Genomic DNA, 21,363 nt, shown 5'->3' with positions numbered 1-21,363 from the left:
TTAATTATTTTTTAACCAAGTAAAAAGTTCATTTTTTATAGAGTTTCGAACCAAGATTTTTTTTTGATTAGCATCAATTTTTATTATATTTTTTTCTTTAGAAATTATACTTAGGTAAGTATTGCGAACTTTTTCAAAAAATTTCATTGATTTTTTTTCAATTCTATCTAGTTTTTTTCTTTGAAATGCTCTTTTTAATCCAGTTTCAGGAAGAACATCAAGATAAAAAGTAATATCTGGATTAATTTTTTTTAAAAACATATTTTTTAAGTTTTTTATTTTCTTCGATGGGATATTATCCCCACCTCCTTGATAAGCAAAAGAAGATAATTGATATCTGTCGCTTATTATCCAAATTCCTTTATTTAAACAAGGTTTTATAATACTTTCTACAAGTTGTATTCTTGCAGCATGAAATAGTAAAAGTTCAGCATTATGATGTAAATCTTGATCATTATTATAATTTTTAATTATTTTTCTAATTTTTTCTCCTAAATAAGTGCTTCCTGGTTCTTTAACTAATTTAACATTTTTAATGTTATGTTGATGTAACGTTTTTAATATTATTTTACATGCTAAAGTTTTTCCAGATCCTTCTATTCCCTCTAAAACAATAAATTTTCCTTTTATCATAATTTTCCTAATAATTTAAAATATATTTACTTAAAAAAAATTATAGAATTAGATAATATTTTTTATAAAATTTTTATAGATTAAATTTTTTTTTATTTTTTTCATATATATATAACGTAGCTGATTGAATATCAATAATTTTTTCCATTTCTTCATCAGGAATACTAATATTAAATTCTTCTTCTAAAGACATGAACAGTTCAATTATATCTAGAGAATCAGCTTTAAGATCATCTACAAATTTAGTTGACTTATTTAGTGTTTCTATTTTTTTATCTAGCTGCAAAGATATAATTTTTTTAATTTTTTCTTCAATATTAATCATAAGATTGTTTTTATTTTAAATAAATTATAATTGATTATATCATATACATTCCTCCATTTACATGTAGTGTTTGTCCAGTTATGTACGACGTTTTTTCAGAAGCTAAAAATAAAACAGCATTAGAAACATCTGAAGGAGTTCCAAATTTTTTAATAGGTATTTTAGATAGATATTTTTTTAACAAAGACTTTTCTAAATTTTTAGTCATTTTTGTTTTTATGAATCCAGGAAATACCAGATTTACAGTAATTCCAAATCTAGCAACTTCTAATGCTAGAGATTTGTTAAATCCAATTAATGCTGATTTAGAAGCAGCATAACTAGTTTGGCCTATATTACCTATTTTTCCAATTATAGAGCCAATAGTGATAATTCTACCATTTTTTTTTTATCATATTTCGTAATACTAATTTAGATAAAAGAAATACAGACGTTAAATTAGTAAGCAGGGTCTCATTCCAGTCTGTTAAGCTTGTATTAAATAATAGTTTATTTTTAGTTATCCCTGCATTATTGATTAATATATCAATAGAACCAAAATTTTTATTGATATAATCTACACATTTTTTTATTGAAAATGAATCTTTAATATCACATATCATTCCTATTCCATTATTTTTTAAGTAATTATCTATAATTTTTTTATTTTTTTTTGAAGAACATAATCCTATTACTAAAATTTTTTTTTTATAAAGTTTTCAGCAATTGATCTTCCTATTCCTCGAGTTGCTCCAGTAATTAAAGCAATTTTTTTATTCATTTTTCGTTCCTATATTTAATAAAAAATTTTTATTTTTATATAAAGAAATTGACGTAATATTTTTTATTTTTTTATTTAAATTACTTAGTATTTTACCAGGTCCAACTTCTACTATTGAATGTATTTTATAAGAAATAATTAAATTAATAGTTTCTTCCCATCTCACAGGATTATATAGTTGACGAACTAAAGCTTTTTTAATTTTTTCCGAATAAAATTCACATTTTACATCTACATTATTAATAATTGGAAAAATAGGAGAATAAAAAGTTATTTTGTTTAGAGCTAAAAACATTTTTTTAGAAATTTCTTTCATATATTTACAATGTAAAGGGGTATCAATATTTAAATTAACTATTTTTTTAGCACCTAATTTTTTAGATAAAAAAATCATTTTTTCTACTGTTTTTACATCTCCAGAAATGAGAGTTTGGTTTTTCGAATTAAAAGCTGCTGGAGACACTATTCCTGTTTTAGAAAGTTTAGAACAAAGGTTTCTTATGATTTTCTGATCTAACCCTATTATTACTTGTGTTGATCCTGGATATTTTTTGCTTATAGTATGCATTAGAATAGATCTAAATTTAATTAATTTAATCGCGTGGGTAAATTTTATTACTTTAGAACAAACTAAAGCAGAATATTCCCCTAAACTATGCCCAGCAGCAATAATAGGAAAATTTTTTTTTTATCCATAGTTTAAACAAGGCAACTGAAATAGTTAGTAATAAAGGTTGTAGATATTCTTTGTTTTTTTTATTCGAAATTTCATTATTGTTCAAAGCATTCCATAAATTATATTTAATACAGGAAGAAGCTAAATCAAATGTATTCTTAATTACTCCTATATTTTTTTTAAAAATTTCTGGTATATAAGAGGAATATAAACCTTGTCCGGAAAAAATCATTGCATATTTTTTCATTATAAGTTCCTTAAATTCATTAATTTTTTAATACATTTATTAAGGAAAATAATTAATAAAAAATTATATATATTAGATTATTTTTAGATATGTATACATTAAAAAATGATGTAATTTCGTTTTATATAACTTTAACAAAATTTTTTTATACAAATCATTTATTTTTTTTGAAATATTACTTTTTTACCTTTATAAAAACCTTTTTTAGTTATGTTATGTCTTAAATGATGTTCTCCGGATATCTTATCTATAGAAACAGTGTTTTCTTTTAATGAATCATGAGACCTTCTCATTCCTCTTTTTGATCGAGAAGGTTTATTTTTTTGAACTGCCATTTTTATTCCTTTTTTTTAAAAAAAATTATTATTTATAATAAAATATTTTTTTCTAAATAGCTATTTTTTTATGCTTATATGATAAGATACATTTTTATCTTTATATGAACATTTTTCATATATTTTTTTTTAGTGAAATAAAGTATATTTAATTAAGATTTTTATATTTTAATTAAAACATTTTAGAAAATAAAATACTTAATTAAGTTTAGATAAACTTAATTGAAAATTTTTTTCAATAGGAGCTGTAATATATATATTTTTATTTATATTAGGATGAAAAAAACCAATTTTTTTAGCATGAAGAAACAAGTTTTTTTTTGTATTTAAAAATGTAAAATTTTTGTCTAATTCAGAATTTCCATAATATTTATCAAAAATAATAGGATGACCAGCATGTGCAGAATGTACTCTAATTTGGTGAGTTCTTCCTGTATTAGGTGTTATTAACATTAATGAACAATCTTGATAATATTTTTTTACCTGAAATTTTGTTTCTGAAAACTTTCCTTTTTCATTTACAAAAACTGGATTTTTTACATTTTTATTTTTTTTCTTCTTTAAAGAAGCAGATATAATCAATTTAGATTTTGGCCAATATCCATGAACTAATGCTATGTATTGTTTTTTTATTTTTTTTTCTCTTATTTGTTTATGCAAATCACGAAGAGTTGATCTTCTTTTAGCTATCATTAAAACCCCAGAAGTATTTCTATCAATTCGATGAACAAGTTCTAGGTAAGAATATATAGGATATAAAATACGAAGATTTTCTATAATACCAAAACGTAATCCAGTTCCACCATGAACAGCTATTCCTGATGGTTTATTAATAATTAATAAAAATTTGTCTTCATATAAAATTTTTCCATCTAAAGTAAAATTTTTTTTTGCATCAGAATATGATAATAAATTATTATTTCTTTTTTCTATTTTAATTGGAGGAATTTTTATTGTATCTCCAATTTGTAATTTATATTTAGGAAGAATTTTTTTTTTATTAATTTTTATTTTTCCTTTTCGTATCATTTTATAAATTATACTTTTAGGAAATTTTTTAATTTTTTTAATTAAAAAATTATCAATTCTTTGATTATTCATTTCTTTTGAAACATATATCATTTGTAAAGGTAGAATGTTTGTTTTCATTTATTATTTTCTCAAAATATTTTTATATATAATAAAAAATTAAAATTTTTTATAAGATTTTTAGTATGATTTATGTATCTAACAGAATATAAGTGTATTTTTTAGTAAGATTTTTTTATTTTTATAAAAAAATAAATTTAAAAAATATTTTTAACATTTTCATAAAAAAATGATCTTTAAATTTTTTTGTTTCAAATTATAAATTATTTATATTTTATAAATAAATATTATAAAATTTTTTATTTGATTGCTAAAAATTCTTACTAATATGTTTAACTTTCTGTTTATGTATTTATTGTTCATGTATATATAACATAAAACTAATTTTGTAACATTTGATATTAATAAAAAAATTTTTTATTTATCTATTTTCTAAAAAAATAGTAAAATTTAAAGTTTTGAAATTTTATTTTTTAATTTTTTGTCAAAATATAAAAATATTTTTTATAAATATTTTTTTACATTTTTTATTTGATTTTAATATAATTTAAATAAATTTTAATTGCATATAAAAATAAGAGATTTTTTAATGAAAAGAATGTTAATTAATGCTACTCAACGAGAAGAACTAAGAGTTGCTCTGGTTGACGGACAACGATTATATGATTTGGATATAGAACATTTTGGATATGAACAGAAAAAATCTAGTATTTATAAAGGTAAAATTACTAGAATAGAACCTAGTTTAGAGGCTATTTTTATAGATTACGGTTCAGAAAAACATGGATTTTTGCCTTTTAAAGAAGTTTCTAAAGATTATTTTCTTTCTAATACTTCTTTTTCTTCTAATTCACATATTAAAAATGTATTAAGAGAAGGACAGGAAATAATTGTTCAAGTTTCTAAAGAAGAAAGAGGTAACAAAGGAGCTGCTTTAACTACCTTTGTTAGCTTAGCGGGTAGTTATTTAGTATTAATGCCAAATAATCCAAAAATTACTGGAATTTCTAGAAGAATAGAAGGTTCAAATAGAGCTGAGATAAAAGAATTAATACCTTTATTGAATTTACCTAAAAATATGGGATTGATAATTAGAACTGCTGGACTTGGAAAATCTTTAAAATTATTACAATGGGATCTTGATATTAGGATGAAACATTGGGATGCTATTATTAAATCTTCAAAAAATAAATCTGCTCCTTTTTTAATTCATCAAGAAAGTAATATAATTGTAAGAGCATTTAGAGATTATTTATGCCAAGATATCGGAGAAATTCTTATTGATAATCCTGATATAGTTAAAACAGCTAAACAGCATATTAGTTTTTTAGGAAGACCCGATTTTAGAAATAAAATTAAATTATATACAGGAGATGTTCCTTTATTTAGTTATTATCAAATAGAGTCACAGATTAGTTCTGCTTTTCAAAGAGAGGTTCGCTTGCCTTCAGGAGGATCAATAGTGATAGATACTACTGAAGCATTAACAGCAATTGATATTAATTCTTCTCGCTCAACAAAAGGTATAGATATCGAGGAAACCGCATTTAATACTAATATTGAAGCAGTAGAAGAAATAGCTAGACAATTAAAATTACGAGATTTAGGTGGATTAATAGTTATTGATTTTATCGATATGTTAATTTTAGAAAACCAAAAAAAAATTGAAAATAAATTGAAAGAAGCAGTTTATCATGATAAAGCTCGTGTGCAAATAGGGTCTATTTCAAAATTTGGACTTTTAGAAATGTCTCGTCAACGAATTAGTTCTTCACTTCGTGAATCTAGTTATCATATTTGTCCAAGATGTACGGGTACAGGTATTATTAGAGATAATGAATCTTTATCGTTGTCTATTTTAAGAATTATTGAAGAAGAATCTTTAAAGGAAAATACATGTGAAATTCATGCTATTGTTCCAATAGAAATAGCTTGTTATTTGCTAAACGAAAAAAGAGAAGCTGTTAATTCTATAGAAAAACGTCAATTTTCAGGAAAAATAATTATTATTCCAAATAATCAAATGAAAACTCCTAATTATTCAGTTTTAAGAATAAGGAAGGGAGAAAAAATACAATCTATAAGTTATCATTTACCAAAATTTTATCGTAGTAATTTTTTAAATACTTTCAGAGTAGGAGGTATTGAAAAAAAACAAAATGAATATTTAAATTTTAAAAAATCTTTACTATTAAAAAATAAATTAGAAAATAATTGTTTTAATTTTTTTAAGAAAGATCAAAAAAACATGGATTTAAAAAATAAAATAGAAAAAGATTTAGTTTCTTATATTAGTTTTTCTATTATTAGTTCTAATAACATTTTAAATGAAACATCTAATTCTATCTTAACAAAAAAAAATATTAAAAAAGAAATGATAAAAGAAGTAACTCCAAGATTTAATAATGAAAATAAAAATAATAAGTTCAATTTAAAGAAAAATATTTTTTTCAATACAGAGAAATTAATTAGGGTTAATAAGGATTTTAAAAAAAATAATTCTTTTCTTTTTATAATAAAAGAATTAATTAATTTAAGAAATAAAATTTATAAAAAATATGAAAAAGATTTTTTTTCTAAAAAAAATACTGTAAAAATATTAAAAAAGGAAGAAAAAAATTTTTTATTTAAAAAAAATATAAATAAAAAAAACTTATTTTGTAAAAGCTCATTTTTTTTACGAAAATATTTTGAGTTTTTTTTCTTTCAAGAAGAAAATATGTATACATTTAAAAAAAATAGATTTAATAATATTCAAGAATATAATAAAATGACGAAAATATTTTTTTATTTACGATTATATAATATTTTTTATGATTCATATTTTTTTTATTATAAAATTCCTATTTATTTTTTTTATAAATACTTTAATTTTTTAGATAAAAATAAAAGTTTTATAAATTCTTCAACTCAATATATTTATATAAAAAAAATATTTTTTAAAGAAAATAGTTTTTTTGAATTAATAAAACGAAAATCGTTTATTTCTTTTTTTTCAAAAAATAATGTGTACCTTAAATTATATAATATTTCTAATCAATTGAAATATGAAAAAAAAATAAAAATAAATTTAAATTTTTTAAATATTACGAGTTTTTATTTTTCAAAACTAGTTATAAACAAAAATATTCAATATTTCAAAAAAATAATTAAACATTTATATAAGAAAAATATTTTTTATAAAAAAAATATAACTTTTAATTTTAAACCAACTGAAAAAAAAGAAAAAATTTGTTTTTTAAAAAATGGTTTAAATTTTGCTAAGAAAAATAATGGTAATTTATTTCGAAAAAATTATGCAAATTCTCCAGTTACAAAAGCATCACTATTATCTATAGATACTAAGTTTTTATTGAATAACAAAAATAAAAATATGCGTAAAGTACATAAAAAAAAGAAGGCAGCAGGAGTACATATAGCGATAAATAAGTCTAGTTTTCCTGTGTATAAACCTAATAAAATTATTATAAAATAAAAAAAAAATTAATATAAAACTATTTAATAAGTTTTATATTAATTTTCTCATAAAAAATAATAAATATTTTTTACGAAAAATATTAATTTTAAATTCTTTATTTACCTTTAACTTTATTTGGAAAACAACCTGCATCGTGCATATTTTTTAGTATTAAAAATATATCAGAATATTTTATTTTTAAATAATTTAAAATTTGAATTATATTATATAAATTTAATTTTCTTTTTTTTATTTTTTTATTTTTTTTAATACCTTTTAATAAGGTAAAATTGATAGGATATTTTTTCTTATGTTTAATAATTAATAGAAATTTTTTGTTTATTAAAGTACATGCATGTAATTTAATTTTTGAGTTGAAAATAACAGAGTTAGTATGAAAATTAAAAATTATATTTGAATATTTTTTAGGAATATTTATATTTATATTTTGAATATTAGAAACCATTTCCACTATTTTTTTTTTTTTAAAAAAATTTTTTATTTTTATAGTTTTTGAATCTATTGGTGTAGCTATATTAGGATAATGTATATTAATACAATCACTAATCTTTTTTGATAAAGTAAAACTTTCTTTTTTTAATTGTAATTTAAAATTTTTTTTATTAAGTAAATTATGTTTTATTTCTTTTTTTATTATTGCTCCATTTTTAATAGTATAAAAATTAGATTTTTTTGAAATATTTTGGAAATTTGTTTTTTTTTTTGATATTAAACCTTGAGCAAAAGCACAGATTTTATTATCTATATTTTTTAATGGTGTTAGCAGAAGAGTTCCTCCTTCAAGATTTTTTGCATTTCCTATTGAAGCTACATTAATATTAATAGTTTCCCCCAAAGAACTAAAATATGGTAAATTAGCTGTAATAATAACAGAAGCTACATTATTTAAAGGAGTTTTATTATTGACGGGAATTTTAATTCCTAATTGAGATAACATGTTATGAATAACATGGTTACTAAAAGCTATAGGAGAATTGGAATCCCCAGTTCCTTTTAGTCCAGCTACTAATCCATATCCTATAAGCTGATTATTTTGAATTCCCTTGATATTTACTAAGTTCTGAATTTTTTCTGCTTGACAAATAGATATTTTACTTAGAGTAATAATAATACAAATATAAATTAACTTAATTATATTCATAAATATTCCTTTAAAGTTTTAAACTTTTATTAAGTTTAAAATATATTTTCATTTTTTTAAAAAGAAAAAAATTTTTTTAAACCAATTATATTTTTTTTGATTATTTTCTTTATGTTCAAAATATTTAATATGTAAATTAGCTACATGAACTGAATTAATTTTTTTTTTTGAGCTTATATTCTTAGGATCTATAGTTCCTGAAACATATAAAATTTCTTTATGTTTATTGATAACAATTTCTTTTTTACCTATAAAATTTAAATTTCCATTAGGTTCAATTTTTTTTATCGTAACAGTTATTGCACTCGTAAAAGAATTATTTTTTAAAAATTTTTTTTTTGTTAATAATTCATTTTTTTTAAATTGATTAAAATTAATTTTATTTTTTTTAAATAATTTTTCAAAAAAATAGCTTAAACCTGTAGCTTTTAATTCAGTATTATAATTGTTATTTTCTACAACATTTAAAATTGAGTTTTTTCCAACTATAATATTTTCTTCCATAATCATAATTAATGTATCTCCAATAGAGTAATTGGGTTGATTTTTTTCAAAAATTGAATAATGATTATTATTAGTTAAATAAATATCTTTTTTAAAATAAAAACACTTTTTTTTATTGAAGTGAATGATATAGAATAAATTAGTATTAGGAATATATTTTGTTTTTTTATCAATTTTTTTTAATGAAAAATAATTATCTATAAAAAATAAAAAAAACATTATGAAAATAATTCTGAATATTATTTTTTTGTTCATTTTTTTAAAAAAATATAAGAAAATTTATATGTAATATTTTATGAATATTTTTTTTATAATTAAAATTTAAAAATTAATAATATTTATATATATAATTTGTAATAAAAAAAATTACTTTTATTTTTTTAATGAAATTATTAATTTTTTTTACAAAATTAATGATACTATAATTATAGTGTTTTAATAAAAATATAAAGATTATTTAAAAATTATGTAAAAAGTTTTCACTTAAAAATTTAATTTCTACAGATTTATATCTAGTATTTTTTATTTAAAGCATTTAAAAAATGTGTGTATTTTATATTGTATATTCCCTATTTTTTTAAAATAAAAATAAAAAAGTTATTTATAAAATTTTAGTATTAACATTTTTTTTTAAGAAAGTTAGAATTTTTTCTTCTAATAAAATCTTTTTATAGTCATAAAGAAATTAAATTTATAATAAATTTATTAAATAAGATATTTTAGTAGATATTTTTTATAGTTATAAATATATAATATATTTATATATATTTAAAATGCTTAGAATTATTTTTTTTGTATATTCCAATATACTTATGCTAGATCTGATGACTATGTCTTATATATTTTTTTTATGTTAAATTTATTAATTTTTTTTGATCTTAAAAAATAATATGTTTTAAACAATTCAATTTTTAATTAAAAAAATTTTTTAAGAAAATAAATTTACTAAAATTAAATTTTAATATACTTAATTCAAGAATTATTTCTGTTTTTAGTAGAACATGTATTCTATTATTTTAATGTTAATAAATTATTTTTTTAGTAAAAAGTAATTTATTTATTAGTTTTTTTTAATATTTTATTTTTTCATAAAATTAAAGTATTAATCAAGTTTTTATGAAAAATTTTATAATTTTTAATTTATATAAATTAATTTTTTATTGTAAAAATAAATTTTAATTTGTTTAATAATTTTTGATTATTTAATAAATTAAAATTTAAAAGTAAAGATTATTTTTTTTATTAAAAAGTTGTAGTTATAATTCTTTTATAAAAGAAAATATAAAAATATATTTTAGATATATATTTTTTCGGAGGAGGAGAGATTCGAACTCTCGGATAATTTCTCATCGGCGGTTTTCAAGACCGCTGCCTTCAGCCACTCGGCCACCCCTCCTAATTAATAAAAATATTATTGCTTCATTTAAATAATAAACTGAATTAATCGTTCTGTAAAGTATCTCCATTAATAATTTATAAATAATTAATTAATTGAAATAAAATTTATGTTTCTAAATTTATTTAGAAAAGTTTTATTATTTTAATAATTTTTTTAAAAAAATTTAGTTGTTTCATTTTAAAATTATTGATATAATTAAAGACTGAAAAATAATATTATTTGGCGCATTGGCAGATTGGTCATGCAGCGGATTGCAAATCCGTAGAACTCGGTTCAATTCCGGGATGCGCCTAAAGAAATTTTATTTTAGCCCGGATGGTGAAATTGGTAGACACAAGGGACTTAAAATCCCTCGGCCTTAATGGCTTTGCGGGTTCAAATCCCGCTCCGGGTATGTATTTCATACATATCCTTTCTGAAACCTTGAAAAACAATAAATCTTTTTGTTTTTTTTAATATTTTATAATTTTTAAAATTTTTTTTAAAAGTTTCTGAAATATTTATAAAAGAATTAATAACAATTCTTAATTCTCCTGTACTTTTTAAATAATTAATTGATTCTTTAATAATAGAAATTCCAGTTTTTAACTCAATATTTAGATCTTCATGTATAGGAATATTAGAGATAATTAAATCAAATTTTTTTTTAATGTTTGAATATATGTCACTAGATAATATCTTTCCTTGTAATCCATTTTTTTTAAAAGTTAATTTACTCGATTCAATTGCGGATAAATGAATGTCGGTAAGAGTTACCTTAATCTTGTTTTCTTTGTTTTGCAATAAAAAAGCAGATAAGATTCCATTTCCACAGCCAACATCCAAGATATCTCCTTTAATTTTTTTTGTAAAAGTAGATAATAGTAATTTACTTCCTTCATCAACTTTATTATAACTAAAAATTCCAGGAAAAAAATATATATATAAGTTTTTCCAAAAAAAAACTTTAATGAATTGTTCTTTTAGAAATATTATTTTTTTTAAAATTTTCCCATGAACAAGTGAACATTTTCTTAAAAAATCTATTTTTTTGAAAATGATCCATTTTTTTAACTTAGAAATACTACTTTTAATACCACTTTTATTTTTTCCTATTATATATACATCAGATTTTATAGTGAATACAGAAACTAAACTAATTAGTTGAAAAATGTTTTCTAACACATTTTTTTTCCAGTAAAAAATTAATATTTCACTATTTTTTACGAAATTTTTATTAGTTATTAAACTATATGAAACGTGAAATTTTTTTTTTAATTTTTTCCACACATCATATCTATAAGTATGAATTTTAACTGACTTTAAATTTAATTTTTTAATAATCCTACTATCGCTTAAACCTGAAAAAAACACTTTTTTATTTAAAAAGATATCTTTATTCTTAATCAACAAATCGTTGCTATTATGTTGTTTTATTTTATTCATATTTGAAGAATTCCATGAACATATTTTTTATTATTTTTTATAGAATAAGAAATTTTATTTTTTTAATATTTACTAAATTTAAAAAAATATTTGATTAACTAAGTAAAAAAAAATCTGTATTTTCTATGTAAATTTATGTATAACAGATATCATCTTATTTTAATTTTATATTATATAAAAATTCTAAGATATGAAAAAAGATTTTATTAAATTAACAGGAAATTCTTTTACTATATTAGTTCTTTTTTTATTCAGTAATAATATAAAGAATATTCAAGAAGCATTGGAAAAAAAAATAAAAAAATATTCAATTTCTTTTTATAAAACTCCTTTAATGCTAAATTTATCATTTTTAAAAAAAAAAATTAATTTAGAAAAATTGAAAAGAAAGTTGTCTATAATAGGATTATTAATAATTGGAGTAATTGATTGTACTAGTGAATGGATTAAATTAGAAACAAAAAAAACAAAAATTCCTATTTTTTTAGAAGAAAAAAAAATATTTGATTCATTTTTAAAAAGTAAGACTAAAAAAAAAATGTTTTTTTGACAAAAAATATTAGAAATTCTACAATTATTAAAATTCCAGTTAGATCAGGTCAAAAAATATATGTTCCTAATGGAGATTTAATTATTATTAATAATGTTAATGCAGGAGCGGAAATTATAGCAAGCGGGAATATTCATATATATGGAAGAATGAGTGGAAGAGCTTTAGCGGGTGCTAAAGGAGATGTTTCCAGCCACATTTTTTGTTTAAATTTATGTTCTGAATTAATTTCTATTTCCGGAATATATTTAGTGAAAGAAAAAATACCAAAAGAATTTATGGGAAAAACTATGAATATTTTTTTAAAAGACGGAATTTTAACAATGAATAAAATTTAATAAACTTATTTTTTAAAGGTACTGTATATGTCTCGTATTATTGTAATTACATCAGGGAAAGGAGGTGTAGGAAAAACTACTTCAAGTGCCGCAATAGCTACAGGATTAGCAAAAAGAGGAAAAAAAACTGTCGTTATTGATTTTGATATTGGTTTAAGAAATCTTGATTTAGTTATGGGATGTGAAAGGAGAGTAGTGTATGATTTTATCAATGTAATAAATGATAAAGTAATATTAAATCAAGCTTTAATAAGAGACAAAAATACAAAAAATTTATATATTCTTCCAGCTTCCCAAACAAGAGATAAAGATTCTCTTACGTATGATGGAGTTTTTAAAGTTTTAAAAAATTTAATTAAAATGAATTTTGAATTTATAATATGTGATTCTCCAGCAGGAATAGAAACAGGAGCTTTGTTAGCTATTTATTTTGCTGATGAAGCAATAGTTGTAACAAATCCAGAAGTTTCTTCTGTACGGGATGCGGATAGAATATTAGGAATAATTTCATCTAAATCATATAGAGCTAAAATGAATCAGAAACCAATAAAAGAATATTTATTATTAAATAGATATAATCTTTTTAGAGTAAATAAAGGGGAAATGTTAAGTAAGGATGATGTTTTAGATATTCTTAAAATAAAATTAATAGGTGTTATCCCAGAAGATTTATCTGTATTAAAAGCATCTAATCAAGGAAAACCTGTAATTCTTGATTCAAGTTCAATAGCAGGAAATGCTTATTCTGATACTGTTAATAGGTTATTAGGAGAAAAAGTATTATTTCGATTTGTTAAAGAAGAAAAAAAAAGTTTTTTTAGACGTCTATTTAGGAGGTAAAATATGACAATATTAGATTTTTTTATACCTAGAAAAAATAATACTGCCCATATTGCTAAAGAAAGATTAAAAATCATGATAGCTGAACAGAAAAGTAATGCTTATTTTTCTGATTGTCTACCCGAGATAAAAAAAGAAATACTGAAAGTTATGTGTAAATATATAAAAATAAAACCAAAAATGTTGCAAATAAAAATAAATTCTAAAGATAGAAACACTTCAGTATTAAAATTAAGTATATTTTTTTTTAAATAAGAAATGTTTTCATTTAATTAAATCCTAATGAATTTAAATAATTAGGTAAAATCTTTTTAATTTTATTTGTTTTATTTTTATTTAAGTGTGATAAAGCAAAAGGGATTATATCCTTAGCATGAGAAGAAAAAATTTTTTTATTTATTAAAATTTTAGAATTAAGTTTTAGTTTCTTACAAGAATTTCCAACAACTGTCCAATTGTTAGTCGGTAAATTAATTTTTTTATTTAATTCTAAAATTGTATTTAAACAGTCTTTTTTTACTGTTTTCCAGATTCCTTTATTATTTCGAATATATTTCGCCCAATATGCTTGATTATTATTAGCATCAAGTGTAACTATTACTTTTTTTATATTTTCTTTTCTCCAAGCTTGTTCTGCTATAATTAGCAATGTTGAAATTGGAAATAGCTTAATGTTTGTTCCAAACGAAAGACTTTGTGCTATATTTATTACAGTACGAATACCTGTAAATTTTCCTGGACCTATTGTAAATGAAATTACATCTAATGACTTTAAAGATATTTTTTTATTTTTTAAAATTTTATTGATCATAAATAAAATTTTTTTTGTTTGATTTATCTTAGATATTTCAGTAATGTAATCAATTTTTTTATTATAAAATAATGCTATTGAACAATTATCACAAGAAGCATCAATAGATAATATAGATGTATTCATTTTTATTTAAAAATATTTTTTATTTTATGTATATAAAATATACTAAACATATGTTTTTCAAACAAGATAAAAAATTAATTAAAAATGATTTAACTTAATTTTTTTATTTAGTTAATTTTTTTAAAAGTTATATTTTTTTTAATTCGAACTAAATTAATTCTATATTCTGTTGCTTCAATAATATGAAAATAAAATGGGGGTATATAAATAATTTCTCCTGGAAGAGGTAGTTGTCCTTTTTGAGATATTAATAATCCTGCTAATGAAGCATGATTTTCTTCTTTTTTTATTAATTTTTTAGTATTTAGTAATTGTTGCAAAGAATGAAGATCAGTTCCCCCTTTAACAAGCCAGCTATCATTTTCAGAAATTATATCGGGTGTTTCATCTTCATCGGGAAATTCTCCGGCAATAGCTTCTAAAATATCTAAAGGAGTAATTAATCCTTGTACAACTCCAAATTCATTTGTAATAATTGCTAATTTTCCCTTAGATTTTCTTAATATTTTTAATAAATTAATTGGATCAAGAGTGTCAGGTATAATAATAGGAGGATTTTTAGAAGAAAACTCAGTTAAGTTTGTGTTTGTTTCTATTTCAAATAATAGCTCTTTTGCTCGAACCACACCTATTATTTCATCTAATTCCCCTTTACATATAGGAAATAAACTATGCGGCGTAGCTAATAATTGAGATCTAATTTCATCTATATTATTTTCTATATTTACCCATGAAATTTCCCCTCTAGGAGTCATCATACTTTTAATAGATCTCATAGCTAATGTTAATACTCCGTTCATCATATATCTTTCTTCTTCTTTAAATGTCTCAGATATACCAGTGTGTAAAAAATTTGGTTTTGAACTATTTTTATCTATTTTTTTTTGTTTTATATCTTTTTTTTCTGGATTTTTTTTAACCATTAATCGAAGAATAGCTTCTGCTGTTCTTTGACGCATAGATCTTCTAGATTGATTTTTAATAAAATTATTATAAGAAATTTGATTGAATAATTCGATCATTATAGAAAATCCTATTGTAGTGTATAAATACCCTTTTGGAATATGTACTTGGAAAGCTCCAGCTACTAAATTAAATCCTATCATTAACAAAAAACTAAGACAAAGAACTATTACTGTTTGATGATTATTAATATAATTAGTTAAAAACTTAGATGCAAAAGACATAATAGCCATTGAAATAATTACTGCTGTCATCATAATAGGTAGATTATTTACTATGCCAACGGCAGTAATAATAGCATCTAATGAAAAAACAGCATCTAACACTATAATTTGTATAACAACAGCCCATAGGCTGGCATAATTTTTACTATGAGTATTATTTTCTGGATAATTTTCCAATCTTTCATGTAATTCAATCGTAGCTTTAAAAATTAAAAATAATCCTCCAGAAAGTAAAATTAGATCTCTACCTGATAAGATAAAATATTTATTTTGGATAATAGGAGCAGTTAAAGTGACTATCCAAGATATTAGTAATAATAAATTTAATCGCATTAATAAAGCTAAACTTAATCCTATTACTCTTGCTTTATCACGACTTGATGGAGGTAATTTTTTAGTTAAAATAGCAATAAAAATTAAGTTATCAATTCCAAGCACTACTTCTAATGTAATTAAAGTAAGTAGACCAATCCATGTAGATGGGTCTAAAAAAAACTCCATTATAAACTCCATAAAAAAGTAAAATGTTAAAAAATATATTTATATTATTTTTTATATAAAACTTAATTATTAAGTTTTATATAAATATATATTTTTTATATATAGATGATATTATCTATTTAAATGTTCTTAAAGAAAATTTTTATATTTTTAATAGAAACTATTATTTTAATTATAAATTAATAATTTTTTTTAAAATAAAAGAGAATTATTTTCATCCATTCTTTTTATTCTCTTTTATTTTTAAAGTTACATATATTTTTTATTATATAATGCAATAATACGTTGATCTATGGGGGGGTGAGACATAAATAAATTAAAAATAGACTTGGATTTTCCGTTAATACAAAAAGCAATAATACTATTATCTTCTGTAGGTTCGTAACTTGTTTTTATTTTTTTTAAGGCAGCAATCATTTTCTTTCGACCTACTAATTTAGCAGATCCTGCATCAGCATAAAATTCTCTATATCTTGAAAACCACATAGTGATTAAGGAAGCTATGACACCAAATATTAATTCTAATATTCCAGTAATTAATATGTAAATTATGGAATTGTTATAATATTTATTATTTTCTTCTTTGTTATTAAAAATATTAGTAATAATACTTGCAATTATTCGGGAAACAAAAATTACAAAAGTATTAATTACTCCCTGTATTAATGTCATAGTTACCATATCTCCATTTTTGATATGAGTCATTTCATGTGCTATAACAGCTTCTACTTCTTCTTTATTCATATTTTTTAATAAACCAGAAGAAAGAGCAATTAGTGATGCATTTTTATGTGGTCCAGTAGCAAATGCATTTATATCTAAAGAAGGATATATTACTATTTTTGGTGTTTTTAACTGTAATAAAGAAGATTGATGTTTAATAGTTGTAACTAACCATTTTTCTCGATTATTTAAGGGAACGGTTACTAACTTTCCATTAACAGCTTTTATAGCAATCCATTTTGACATTAATAATGATAATATAGATCCACTAAAACCAAATAAAGTTGATATAATCATTAAAGAGTACAAACTATTAGGTTTAATTCCAGTTAATATTAAAATAATTCCAAATACTATTATAACAGCTAAATTAGTAAATAAAAAAAGAATAACTCGCATCATAATTTTTTATATATTTCTCCTTTTTTTAAAGATAATTACATTATTTTTTTTATACTTACATAGAATTAAAATTCTTTCAATTTTTATTAATTAATTATTTTTAATTTAAAAAAAACGAGTTTTTAAAAAAATAAAAATTATTTAACTACATAAATATTTATTTTTTTTAAATAAATTGATTTAATTTTTTATTTAAAAGTTATCCCAATATCTTTTGTCTTGATTAATTATCATGTCTGAAATTTCCCCAGGTCCCCATGTACCAGCTTTATATAAAATAGGGGTTTGGTTAGTAGAACTCCATGAATTTGTTATTGAATCAATCCATTTCCAAGATGCTTCAACTTCATCATGACGAACAAATAATGACTGATTTCCTATCATGCTTTCTAATAATAATCTTTCGTAAGCATCTGATAAAGAATTTTTTGGAAAAGTATGAATATAATCAAAATTTAGTTTAACTTTATCTAATAAATATTCAGATTGTAAATCTGGAATTTTATTTATTATTTGCAAGTCTATACCTTCATTAGGTTCTAAACGAATTGTTAATTTATTTTCTGGAATATTTATAAAAGAATTATTAAAGAGGTTTATTGGAGTTTTTTTAAAAAAAATTACTATTTTAGAGCATTTTATTGGTAATCTTTTTCCAGTTCTTAAATAAAAAGGAACCCCTTCCCATCTACTATTATCAATATGTGTTCGAATAGAGACAAAAGTTTCTGTTCTACTATTTTTTTTAACCCCATCTTCATTTAAATAAGAATTAACTTTTACTCCCTGAACAATTCCAGAAGAATATTGACCGCGTACTGTATTGATATTTACATTATTATTATTTATTAAACGTAAAGAATTTAAAACTTTTACTTTTTCATCTCTTATACTATTTGCTTCTAAATTATTTGGTGGAGACATAGTAATTATTGTTAATAACTGTAATAAATGATTTTGAACCATATCTTTCATTTGTCCAGTTTTTTCAAAATATTTCCATCTTCCTTCGATTCCCACTTTTTCTGAAACAGTAATTTGAACATGATCAATTACTTTATTATCCCAATTATTAAAAAATATACTATTAGCAAATCTTAAAGATAATAAATTTAATGTTGTTTCTTTACCTAAATAATGATCTATTCTAAATATTTGTGATTCTTTAAAATATTTACTAATTTTTTTATTAATAATTTTTGCACTTTTTAAAGAGTCTCCTATAGGTTTTTCTATAACTATTCTAGTATTTTTATTATTTAAATGGGAATCTCCTAATCCTTTGCAAATTATTTCAAATGTATTAGGTGGCATTGCAAAATAGTAAATAGTGATATTAGAATCAGTATCTAAAATTTTTTTTAGTTGTTTAAAACAAGAAGTATTATTTATATCTAAATTATAAAAAAATAACTTAGATTTAAATAATTTCCAAATATTTTCATCTAAAGAACAATCTAAAAAATTTAATAAATTTTCTTTAACAATTTTCGAATATTCTGAATTATTCCAATTAGCTCTTCCTATTCCAATAATTCTAGTATTTTTAAAAATTTTTTTCTTTTTTTCTAATTTATATAAAGCAGGTAATAATTTTCTTTTAGTAAGATCTCCTTTTGCTCCAAAAATTACTAAATCATAAAATTGAGTTGTTTTGTTTGTATACATATTTAAACCTTATGTTTAGAAAAAAATATTTTTTTATCAAAAAAATATTTAGATAATATTTTTAATATTTAAAAAAAATTATTTTAAAAAAATATCTAATAATAAATTTTTTATGATATTTTTTATTTTAAAAAATCGTATTTTATACAGTTATATATAAAAAATATATGTTAAAAATTTATTTGTGAAATATATGTACAAGTATAAAATATATAGATATTGAATTGTTTAATGTATACTATACACTGTAATTTATTTTTTAAAAATATATCTATTTTTATAATTTTTTATTTTTTACTATAAATTATTTTTTATTAATTTTAAATTAAAAAACAGAATTGAGAAAACAATGTTAAAAAGAACGAGAAGAACAAAAATAGTGATTACTTTAGGACCTTCCACAGATAATAACCAAGTATTAGAAAAAGTTATATTAGCTGGAGCTAACATGTTAAGGTTAAACTTTTCTCATGGAAGCACTAAAGATCATATATTAAGAGCTGAAAAAGCAAATTTTATAATTAAAAAACTTGGCTTATATATTCCATTATTAGGAGATTTACAAGGTCCTAAAATTAGAATTTCAAAGTTTAAAAAAGATAAGATATTTTTATCTTTTGATGATTCTTTTATTTTAGATGCTAATTTAGAAAAAAATCAAGGAGATTCTGAAAAAGTAGGAATAGATTATTATGATTTACCTTTAGATTTATCTCCAGGAGATATTTTATTATTAGATGATGGAAAAATTCAACTAAAAGTTTTAAAAATAGTTCAAAGAAAAATTTTTACTAAAGTAAAAATAGGAGGATATCTTTCTAATAATAAAGGAATTAATAAGTTAGGAGGGGGACTGTCAGCAAAAGCATTAACTGAAAAAGATAAATATGATATAAAAATAGCTTCAAAAATAGGAGTAGATTATTTAGCGATTTCTTTTCCAAGATCAGCAAAAGATTTAATCTTAGCTAAGAAATTAGCGTTTGATGCAGGAAGTAATGCAAAAATAATAGCAAAAATTGAAAGAGCAGAAGTAGTTTCTGATGTAAAAATTATGGAAGATATCATAACGTTTTCAGATGTTATTATGGTTGCAAGAGGAGATTTAGGTGTAGAAATAGGAGATCCAGAATTAGTTGGCGTTCAAAAAACATTAATTAGGCGTGCTCGGCAATTAAATAAAATTGTTATTACCGCGACTCAAATGATGGAATCAATGGTTTATAATCCCACTCCTACCCGTGCAGAAGTTATGGATGTTGCTAATGCAGTATTAGATGGAAGTGATGCAGTAATGTTATCGGCAGAAACAGCAGCAGGAAAATATCCTGTAGAAACTGTTATTAAAATGTCAAAAGTTTGTCAGGGAGCGGAAAAGATACCCAGTATTAATGTTTCAAGACATCGTCTTAATGTATTATTTGATAATATAGAAGAAGCTGTAGCTATGTCAGCTATGTATACTGCGAATCATTTAATAGGAGTCTCTGCTATAGTTACAATAACAGAATCTGGAAAAACAGCTTTAATGACATCTAGAATTACCTCGGGATTACCTATATTTGCTCTTTCTAGAAATATAAAAACATTAAAAATAGTTTCTTTGTATAGAGGGGTAATTCCTATATACTTTAATACTGAGAAAACAGGTTTAGATGTATCCAATGAAGCTATTTCCTTATTATGCAAAAAAGGTTTTTTAGAAAAAAATAATCTTGTGATTATAACACAAGGAGATGTACTTAATAAATCAGGAAAAACAAATATGAGTAGGATTCTTAAAGTAAAATAGTTTTTTCAATTAATAATATTTTATTAAATATAATTTAATTTTTAATAAAAATTTTTTTAATGTATATGTAAATTTTTATTCTTTAATTTATTAATCTAATAATAATATTAATCATAGTTATTTTTAACAAATTAATTAAGAATGTAATTTTTTTTAATATTAAATTAATAATAATTTTATTAAATAATATCAGATTATATAAATAAAATTTTTTTAAAAAAAATAAAGATAAATTTGCTAAAATAAATAAAAAAAGACTTAAATTTTTTAATTTATATAGAAAATTTAAAAAAATAAAAATAATTAATAAAATTAATGATTTTTATATAAACAATATAATTATTAATTTTATAACTAAACAAGTTGTAATAAATTAAAATTTATTAATTTGTTTCTTTATTTTTAAAGATAAA

Annotated in this window: 19 protein-coding genes, 3 tRNA genes and 1 pseudogene; 8 read left to right on the top strand and 15 right to left on the bottom strand. The window is 20.8% G+C overall.

The window, feature by feature from the left end:
• From tmk to RJT65_RS01435, 7 genes and pseudogenes are all read right to left on the bottom strand, one after another.
• Positions 1-633: a dTMP kinase gene (gene tmk, locus RJT65_RS01465; protein ID WP_343152429.1), complete on the bottom strand. Its 633-nt coding sequence runs from the start codon at positions 631-633 to the stop codon at positions 1-3.
• A gap of 73 nt (positions 634-706) precedes the next feature.
• Positions 707-958: an acyl carrier protein gene (acpP, locus tag RJT65_RS01460; protein ID WP_343152428.1), complete on the bottom strand. Its 252-nt coding sequence runs from the start codon at positions 956-958 to the stop codon at positions 707-709.
• 34 nt (positions 959-992) lie between these two features.
• Positions 993-1,718, bottom strand: a pseudogene (gene fabG, locus RJT65_RS01455) (3-oxoacyl-ACP reductase FabG).
• On the bottom strand, positions 1,711-2,334 hold the full coding sequence (locus RJT65_RS01450) for an ACP S-malonyltransferase (RefSeq protein WP_343153179.1): 624 nt from the start codon (positions 2,332-2,334) through the stop codon (positions 1,711-1,713). The pseudogene fabG and the gene RJT65_RS01450 overlap by 8 nt, the downstream one beginning before the upstream one ends.
• Before the next feature lie 37 nt (positions 2,335-2,371).
• Positions 2,372-2,641, bottom strand: coding sequence for a hypothetical protein (locus tag RJT65_RS01445; RefSeq protein WP_343152427.1), 270 nt, complete (start codon positions 2,639-2,641; stop codon positions 2,372-2,374).
• A gap of 158 nt (positions 2,642-2,799) precedes the next feature.
• Complete coding sequence (gene rpmF / locus RJT65_RS01440) at positions 2,800-2,976, bottom strand: 50S ribosomal protein L32 (RefSeq protein ID WP_343152426.1); 177 nt, start codon at positions 2,974-2,976, stop codon at positions 2,800-2,802.
• Between the two features lie 198 nt (positions 2,977-3,174).
• Positions 3,175-4,125 carry an RluA family pseudouridine synthase gene (locus RJT65_RS01435; RefSeq protein WP_343152424.1) on the bottom strand — a complete coding sequence of 317 codons (951 nt, stop codon included), beginning with the start codon at positions 4,123-4,125 and terminating at the stop codon, positions 3,175-3,177.
• Between the two features lie 529 nt (positions 4,126-4,654).
• Between RJT65_RS01435 and rne the strand changes: the two genes are divergently transcribed.
• On the top strand, positions 4,655-7,540 hold the full coding sequence (rne, locus tag RJT65_RS01430) for a ribonuclease E (RefSeq protein ID WP_343152423.1): 2,886 nt from the start codon (positions 4,655-4,657) through the stop codon (positions 7,538-7,540).
• A 97-nt stretch (positions 7,541-7,637) separates the two neighbouring features.
• On the opposite strand, the gene RJT65_RS01425 is transcribed toward rne, so the two are convergent.
• The 3 genes from RJT65_RS01425 to RJT65_RS01415 form a co-directional block, all read right to left on the bottom strand.
• Positions 7,638-8,684, bottom strand: coding sequence for a flagellar basal body P-ring protein FlgI (locus tag RJT65_RS01425; protein WP_343152422.1), 1,047 nt, complete (start codon positions 8,682-8,684; stop codon positions 7,638-7,640).
• 48 nt (positions 8,685-8,732) lie between these two features.
• Positions 8,733-9,407 (bottom strand): flagellar basal body L-ring protein FlgH, encoded by a 675-nt coding sequence (locus RJT65_RS01420; RefSeq protein ID WP_343152421.1) that lies wholly within the window; start codon positions 9,405-9,407, stop codon positions 8,733-8,735.
• A 1,092-nt stretch (positions 9,408-10,499) separates the two neighbouring features.
• A tRNA-Ser gene (locus RJT65_RS01415) sits at positions 10,500-10,584 on the bottom strand.
• A 224-nt stretch (positions 10,585-10,808) separates the two neighbouring features.
• Between RJT65_RS01415 and RJT65_RS01410 the strand changes: the two genes are divergently transcribed.
• Together RJT65_RS01410 and RJT65_RS01405 are read left to right on the top strand one after the other, a co-directional pair.
• Positions 10,809-10,879 (top strand) — tRNA-Cys (locus RJT65_RS01410).
• A gap of 17 nt (positions 10,880-10,896) precedes the next feature.
• Positions 10,897-10,981 (top strand) — tRNA-Leu (locus RJT65_RS01405).
• Here RJT65_RS01405 and rsmC read toward each other — a convergent pair.
• Entirely contained in the window at positions 10,963-12,012 is a 1,050-nt protein-coding gene (gene rsmC, locus RJT65_RS01400; protein ID WP_343152420.1) for a 16S rRNA (guanine(1207)-N(2))-methyltransferase RsmC, read from the bottom strand. The two genes, RJT65_RS01405 and rsmC, sit on opposite strands and share 19 nt — an antisense overlap.
• Positions 12,013-12,202: 190 nt before the next feature.
• Between rsmC and RJT65_RS01395 the strand changes: the two genes are divergently transcribed.
• Genes RJT65_RS01395 through minE form a run of 4 tightly spaced genes read left to right on the top strand, consistent with a single transcriptional unit; the run spans position 12,203 to position 13,995 of the window.
• Positions 12,203-12,562 (top strand): hypothetical protein, encoded by a 360-nt coding sequence (locus RJT65_RS01395; protein ID WP_343152419.1) that lies wholly within the window; start codon positions 12,203-12,205, stop codon positions 12,560-12,562.
• Positions 12,559-12,900: a septum site-determining protein MinC gene (gene minC, locus RJT65_RS01390; RefSeq protein WP_343152418.1), complete on the top strand. Its 342-nt coding sequence runs from the start codon at positions 12,559-12,561 to the stop codon at positions 12,898-12,900. The genes RJT65_RS01395 and minC overlap by 4 nt, the downstream gene beginning before the upstream one ends.
• Positions 12,901-12,927: 27 nt before the next feature.
• Positions 12,928-13,740, top strand: coding sequence for a septum site-determining protein MinD (gene minD / locus RJT65_RS01385; protein ID WP_343152417.1), 813 nt, complete (start codon positions 12,928-12,930; stop codon positions 13,738-13,740).
• A gap of 3 nt (positions 13,741-13,743) precedes the next feature.
• Entirely contained in the window at positions 13,744-13,995 is a 252-nt protein-coding gene (gene minE / locus RJT65_RS01380; RefSeq protein WP_343152416.1) for a cell division topological specificity factor MinE, read from the top strand.
• Between the two features lie 13 nt (positions 13,996-14,008).
• Here minE and tsaB read toward each other — a convergent pair whose 3' ends face one another.
• The 4 genes from tsaB to zwf form a co-directional block, all read right to left on the bottom strand.
• Positions 14,009-14,677 (bottom strand): tRNA (adenosine(37)-N6)-threonylcarbamoyltransferase complex dimerization subunit type 1 TsaB, encoded by a 669-nt coding sequence (gene tsaB, locus RJT65_RS01375; RefSeq protein ID WP_343152415.1) that lies wholly within the window; start codon positions 14,675-14,677, stop codon positions 14,009-14,011.
• Positions 14,678-14,784: 107 nt separating this feature from the next.
• Positions 14,785-16,365: a TerC family protein gene (locus RJT65_RS01370; protein ID WP_343152414.1), complete on the bottom strand. Its 1,581-nt coding sequence runs from the start codon at positions 16,363-16,365 to the stop codon at positions 14,785-14,787.
• A gap of 249 nt (positions 16,366-16,614) precedes the next feature.
• Positions 16,615-17,490, bottom strand: a complete 876-nt coding sequence (gene htpX, locus RJT65_RS01365; protein ID WP_343152413.1) for a protease HtpX — start codon at positions 17,488-17,490, stop codon at positions 16,615-16,617.
• Between the two features lie 192 nt (positions 17,491-17,682).
• A complete protein-coding gene (zwf, locus tag RJT65_RS01360) occupies positions 17,683-19,158 on the bottom strand; it encodes a glucose-6-phosphate dehydrogenase (RefSeq protein ID WP_343152412.1) in 1,476 nt (491 codons plus the stop codon).
• A 349-nt stretch (positions 19,159-19,507) separates the two neighbouring features.
• Between zwf and pyk the strand changes: the two genes are divergently transcribed.
• On the top strand, positions 19,508-20,950 hold the full coding sequence (gene pyk / locus RJT65_RS01355; RefSeq protein WP_343152411.1) for a pyruvate kinase: 1,443 nt from the start codon (positions 19,508-19,510) through the stop codon (positions 20,948-20,950).
• The last annotated feature ends 413 nt before the right edge of the window (positions 20,951-21,363 follow it).

Source organism: Buchnera aphidicola (Mindarus japonicus) (assembly GCF_039393905.1).
Lineage (GTDB): Bacteria > Pseudomonadota > Gammaproteobacteria > Enterobacterales > Enterobacteriaceae > Buchnera_A > Buchnera_A aphidicola_B.
Note: the sequence above shows the minus strand (reverse complement) of the source record. Positions and strands in the feature narration are given on the sequence as shown.

Coding starts and splice junctions, on each gene's coding strand:
- minD (WP_343152417.1), top strand. CDS start 12,928: ATGTCTCGTATTATTGTAATTACATCAGGGAAAGGAGGTGTAGGAAAA.
- tsaB (WP_343152415.1), bottom strand. CDS start 14,677: ATGAATACATCTATATTATCTATTGATGCTTCTTGTGATAATTGTTCA.
- zwf (WP_343152412.1), bottom strand. CDS start 19,158: ATGTATACAAACAAAACAACTCAATTTTATGATTTAGTAATTTTTGGA.
- rne (WP_343152423.1), top strand. CDS start 4,655: ATGAAAAGAATGTTAATTAATGCTACTCAACGAGAAGAACTAAGAGTT.
- pyk (WP_343152411.1), top strand. CDS start 19,508: ATGTTAAAAAGAACGAGAAGAACAAAAATAGTGATTACTTTAGGACCT.
- rpmF (WP_343152426.1), bottom strand. CDS start 2,976: ATGGCAGTTCAAAAAAATAAACCTTCTCGATCAAAAAGAGGAATGAGA.
- RJT65_RS01395 (WP_343152419.1), top strand. CDS start 12,203: ATGAAAAAAGATTTTATTAAATTAACAGGAAATTCTTTTACTATATTA.
- RJT65_RS01435 (WP_343152424.1), bottom strand. CDS start 4,125: ATGAAAACAAACATTCTACCTTTACAAATGATATATGTTTCAAAAGAA.
- tmk (WP_343152429.1), bottom strand. CDS start 633: ATGATAAAAGGAAAATTTATTGTTTTAGAGGGAATAGAAGGATCTGGA.
- htpX (WP_343152413.1), bottom strand. CDS start 17,490: ATGATGCGAGTTATTCTTTTTTTATTTACTAATTTAGCTGTTATAATA.
- RJT65_RS01420 (WP_343152421.1), bottom strand. CDS start 9,407: ATGTTTTTTTTATTTTTTATAGATAATTATTTTTCATTAAAAAAAATT.
- minE (WP_343152416.1), top strand. CDS start 13,744: ATGACAATATTAGATTTTTTTATACCTAGAAAAAATAATACTGCCCAT.
- acpP (WP_343152428.1), bottom strand. CDS start 958: ATGATTAATATTGAAGAAAAAATTAAAAAAATTATATCTTTGCAGCTA.
- rsmC (WP_343152420.1), bottom strand. CDS start 12,012: ATGAATAAAATAAAACAACATAATAGCAACGATTTGTTGATTAAGAAT.
- RJT65_RS01445 (WP_343152427.1), bottom strand. CDS start 2,641: ATGAAAAAATATGCAATGATTTTTTCCGGACAAGGTTTATATTCCTCT.
- RJT65_RS01425 (WP_343152422.1), bottom strand. CDS start 8,684: ATGAATATAATTAAGTTAATTTATATTTGTATTATTATTACTCTAAGT.
- RJT65_RS01370 (WP_343152414.1), bottom strand. CDS start 16,365: ATGGAGTTTTTTTTAGACCCATCTACATGGATTGGTCTACTTACTTTA.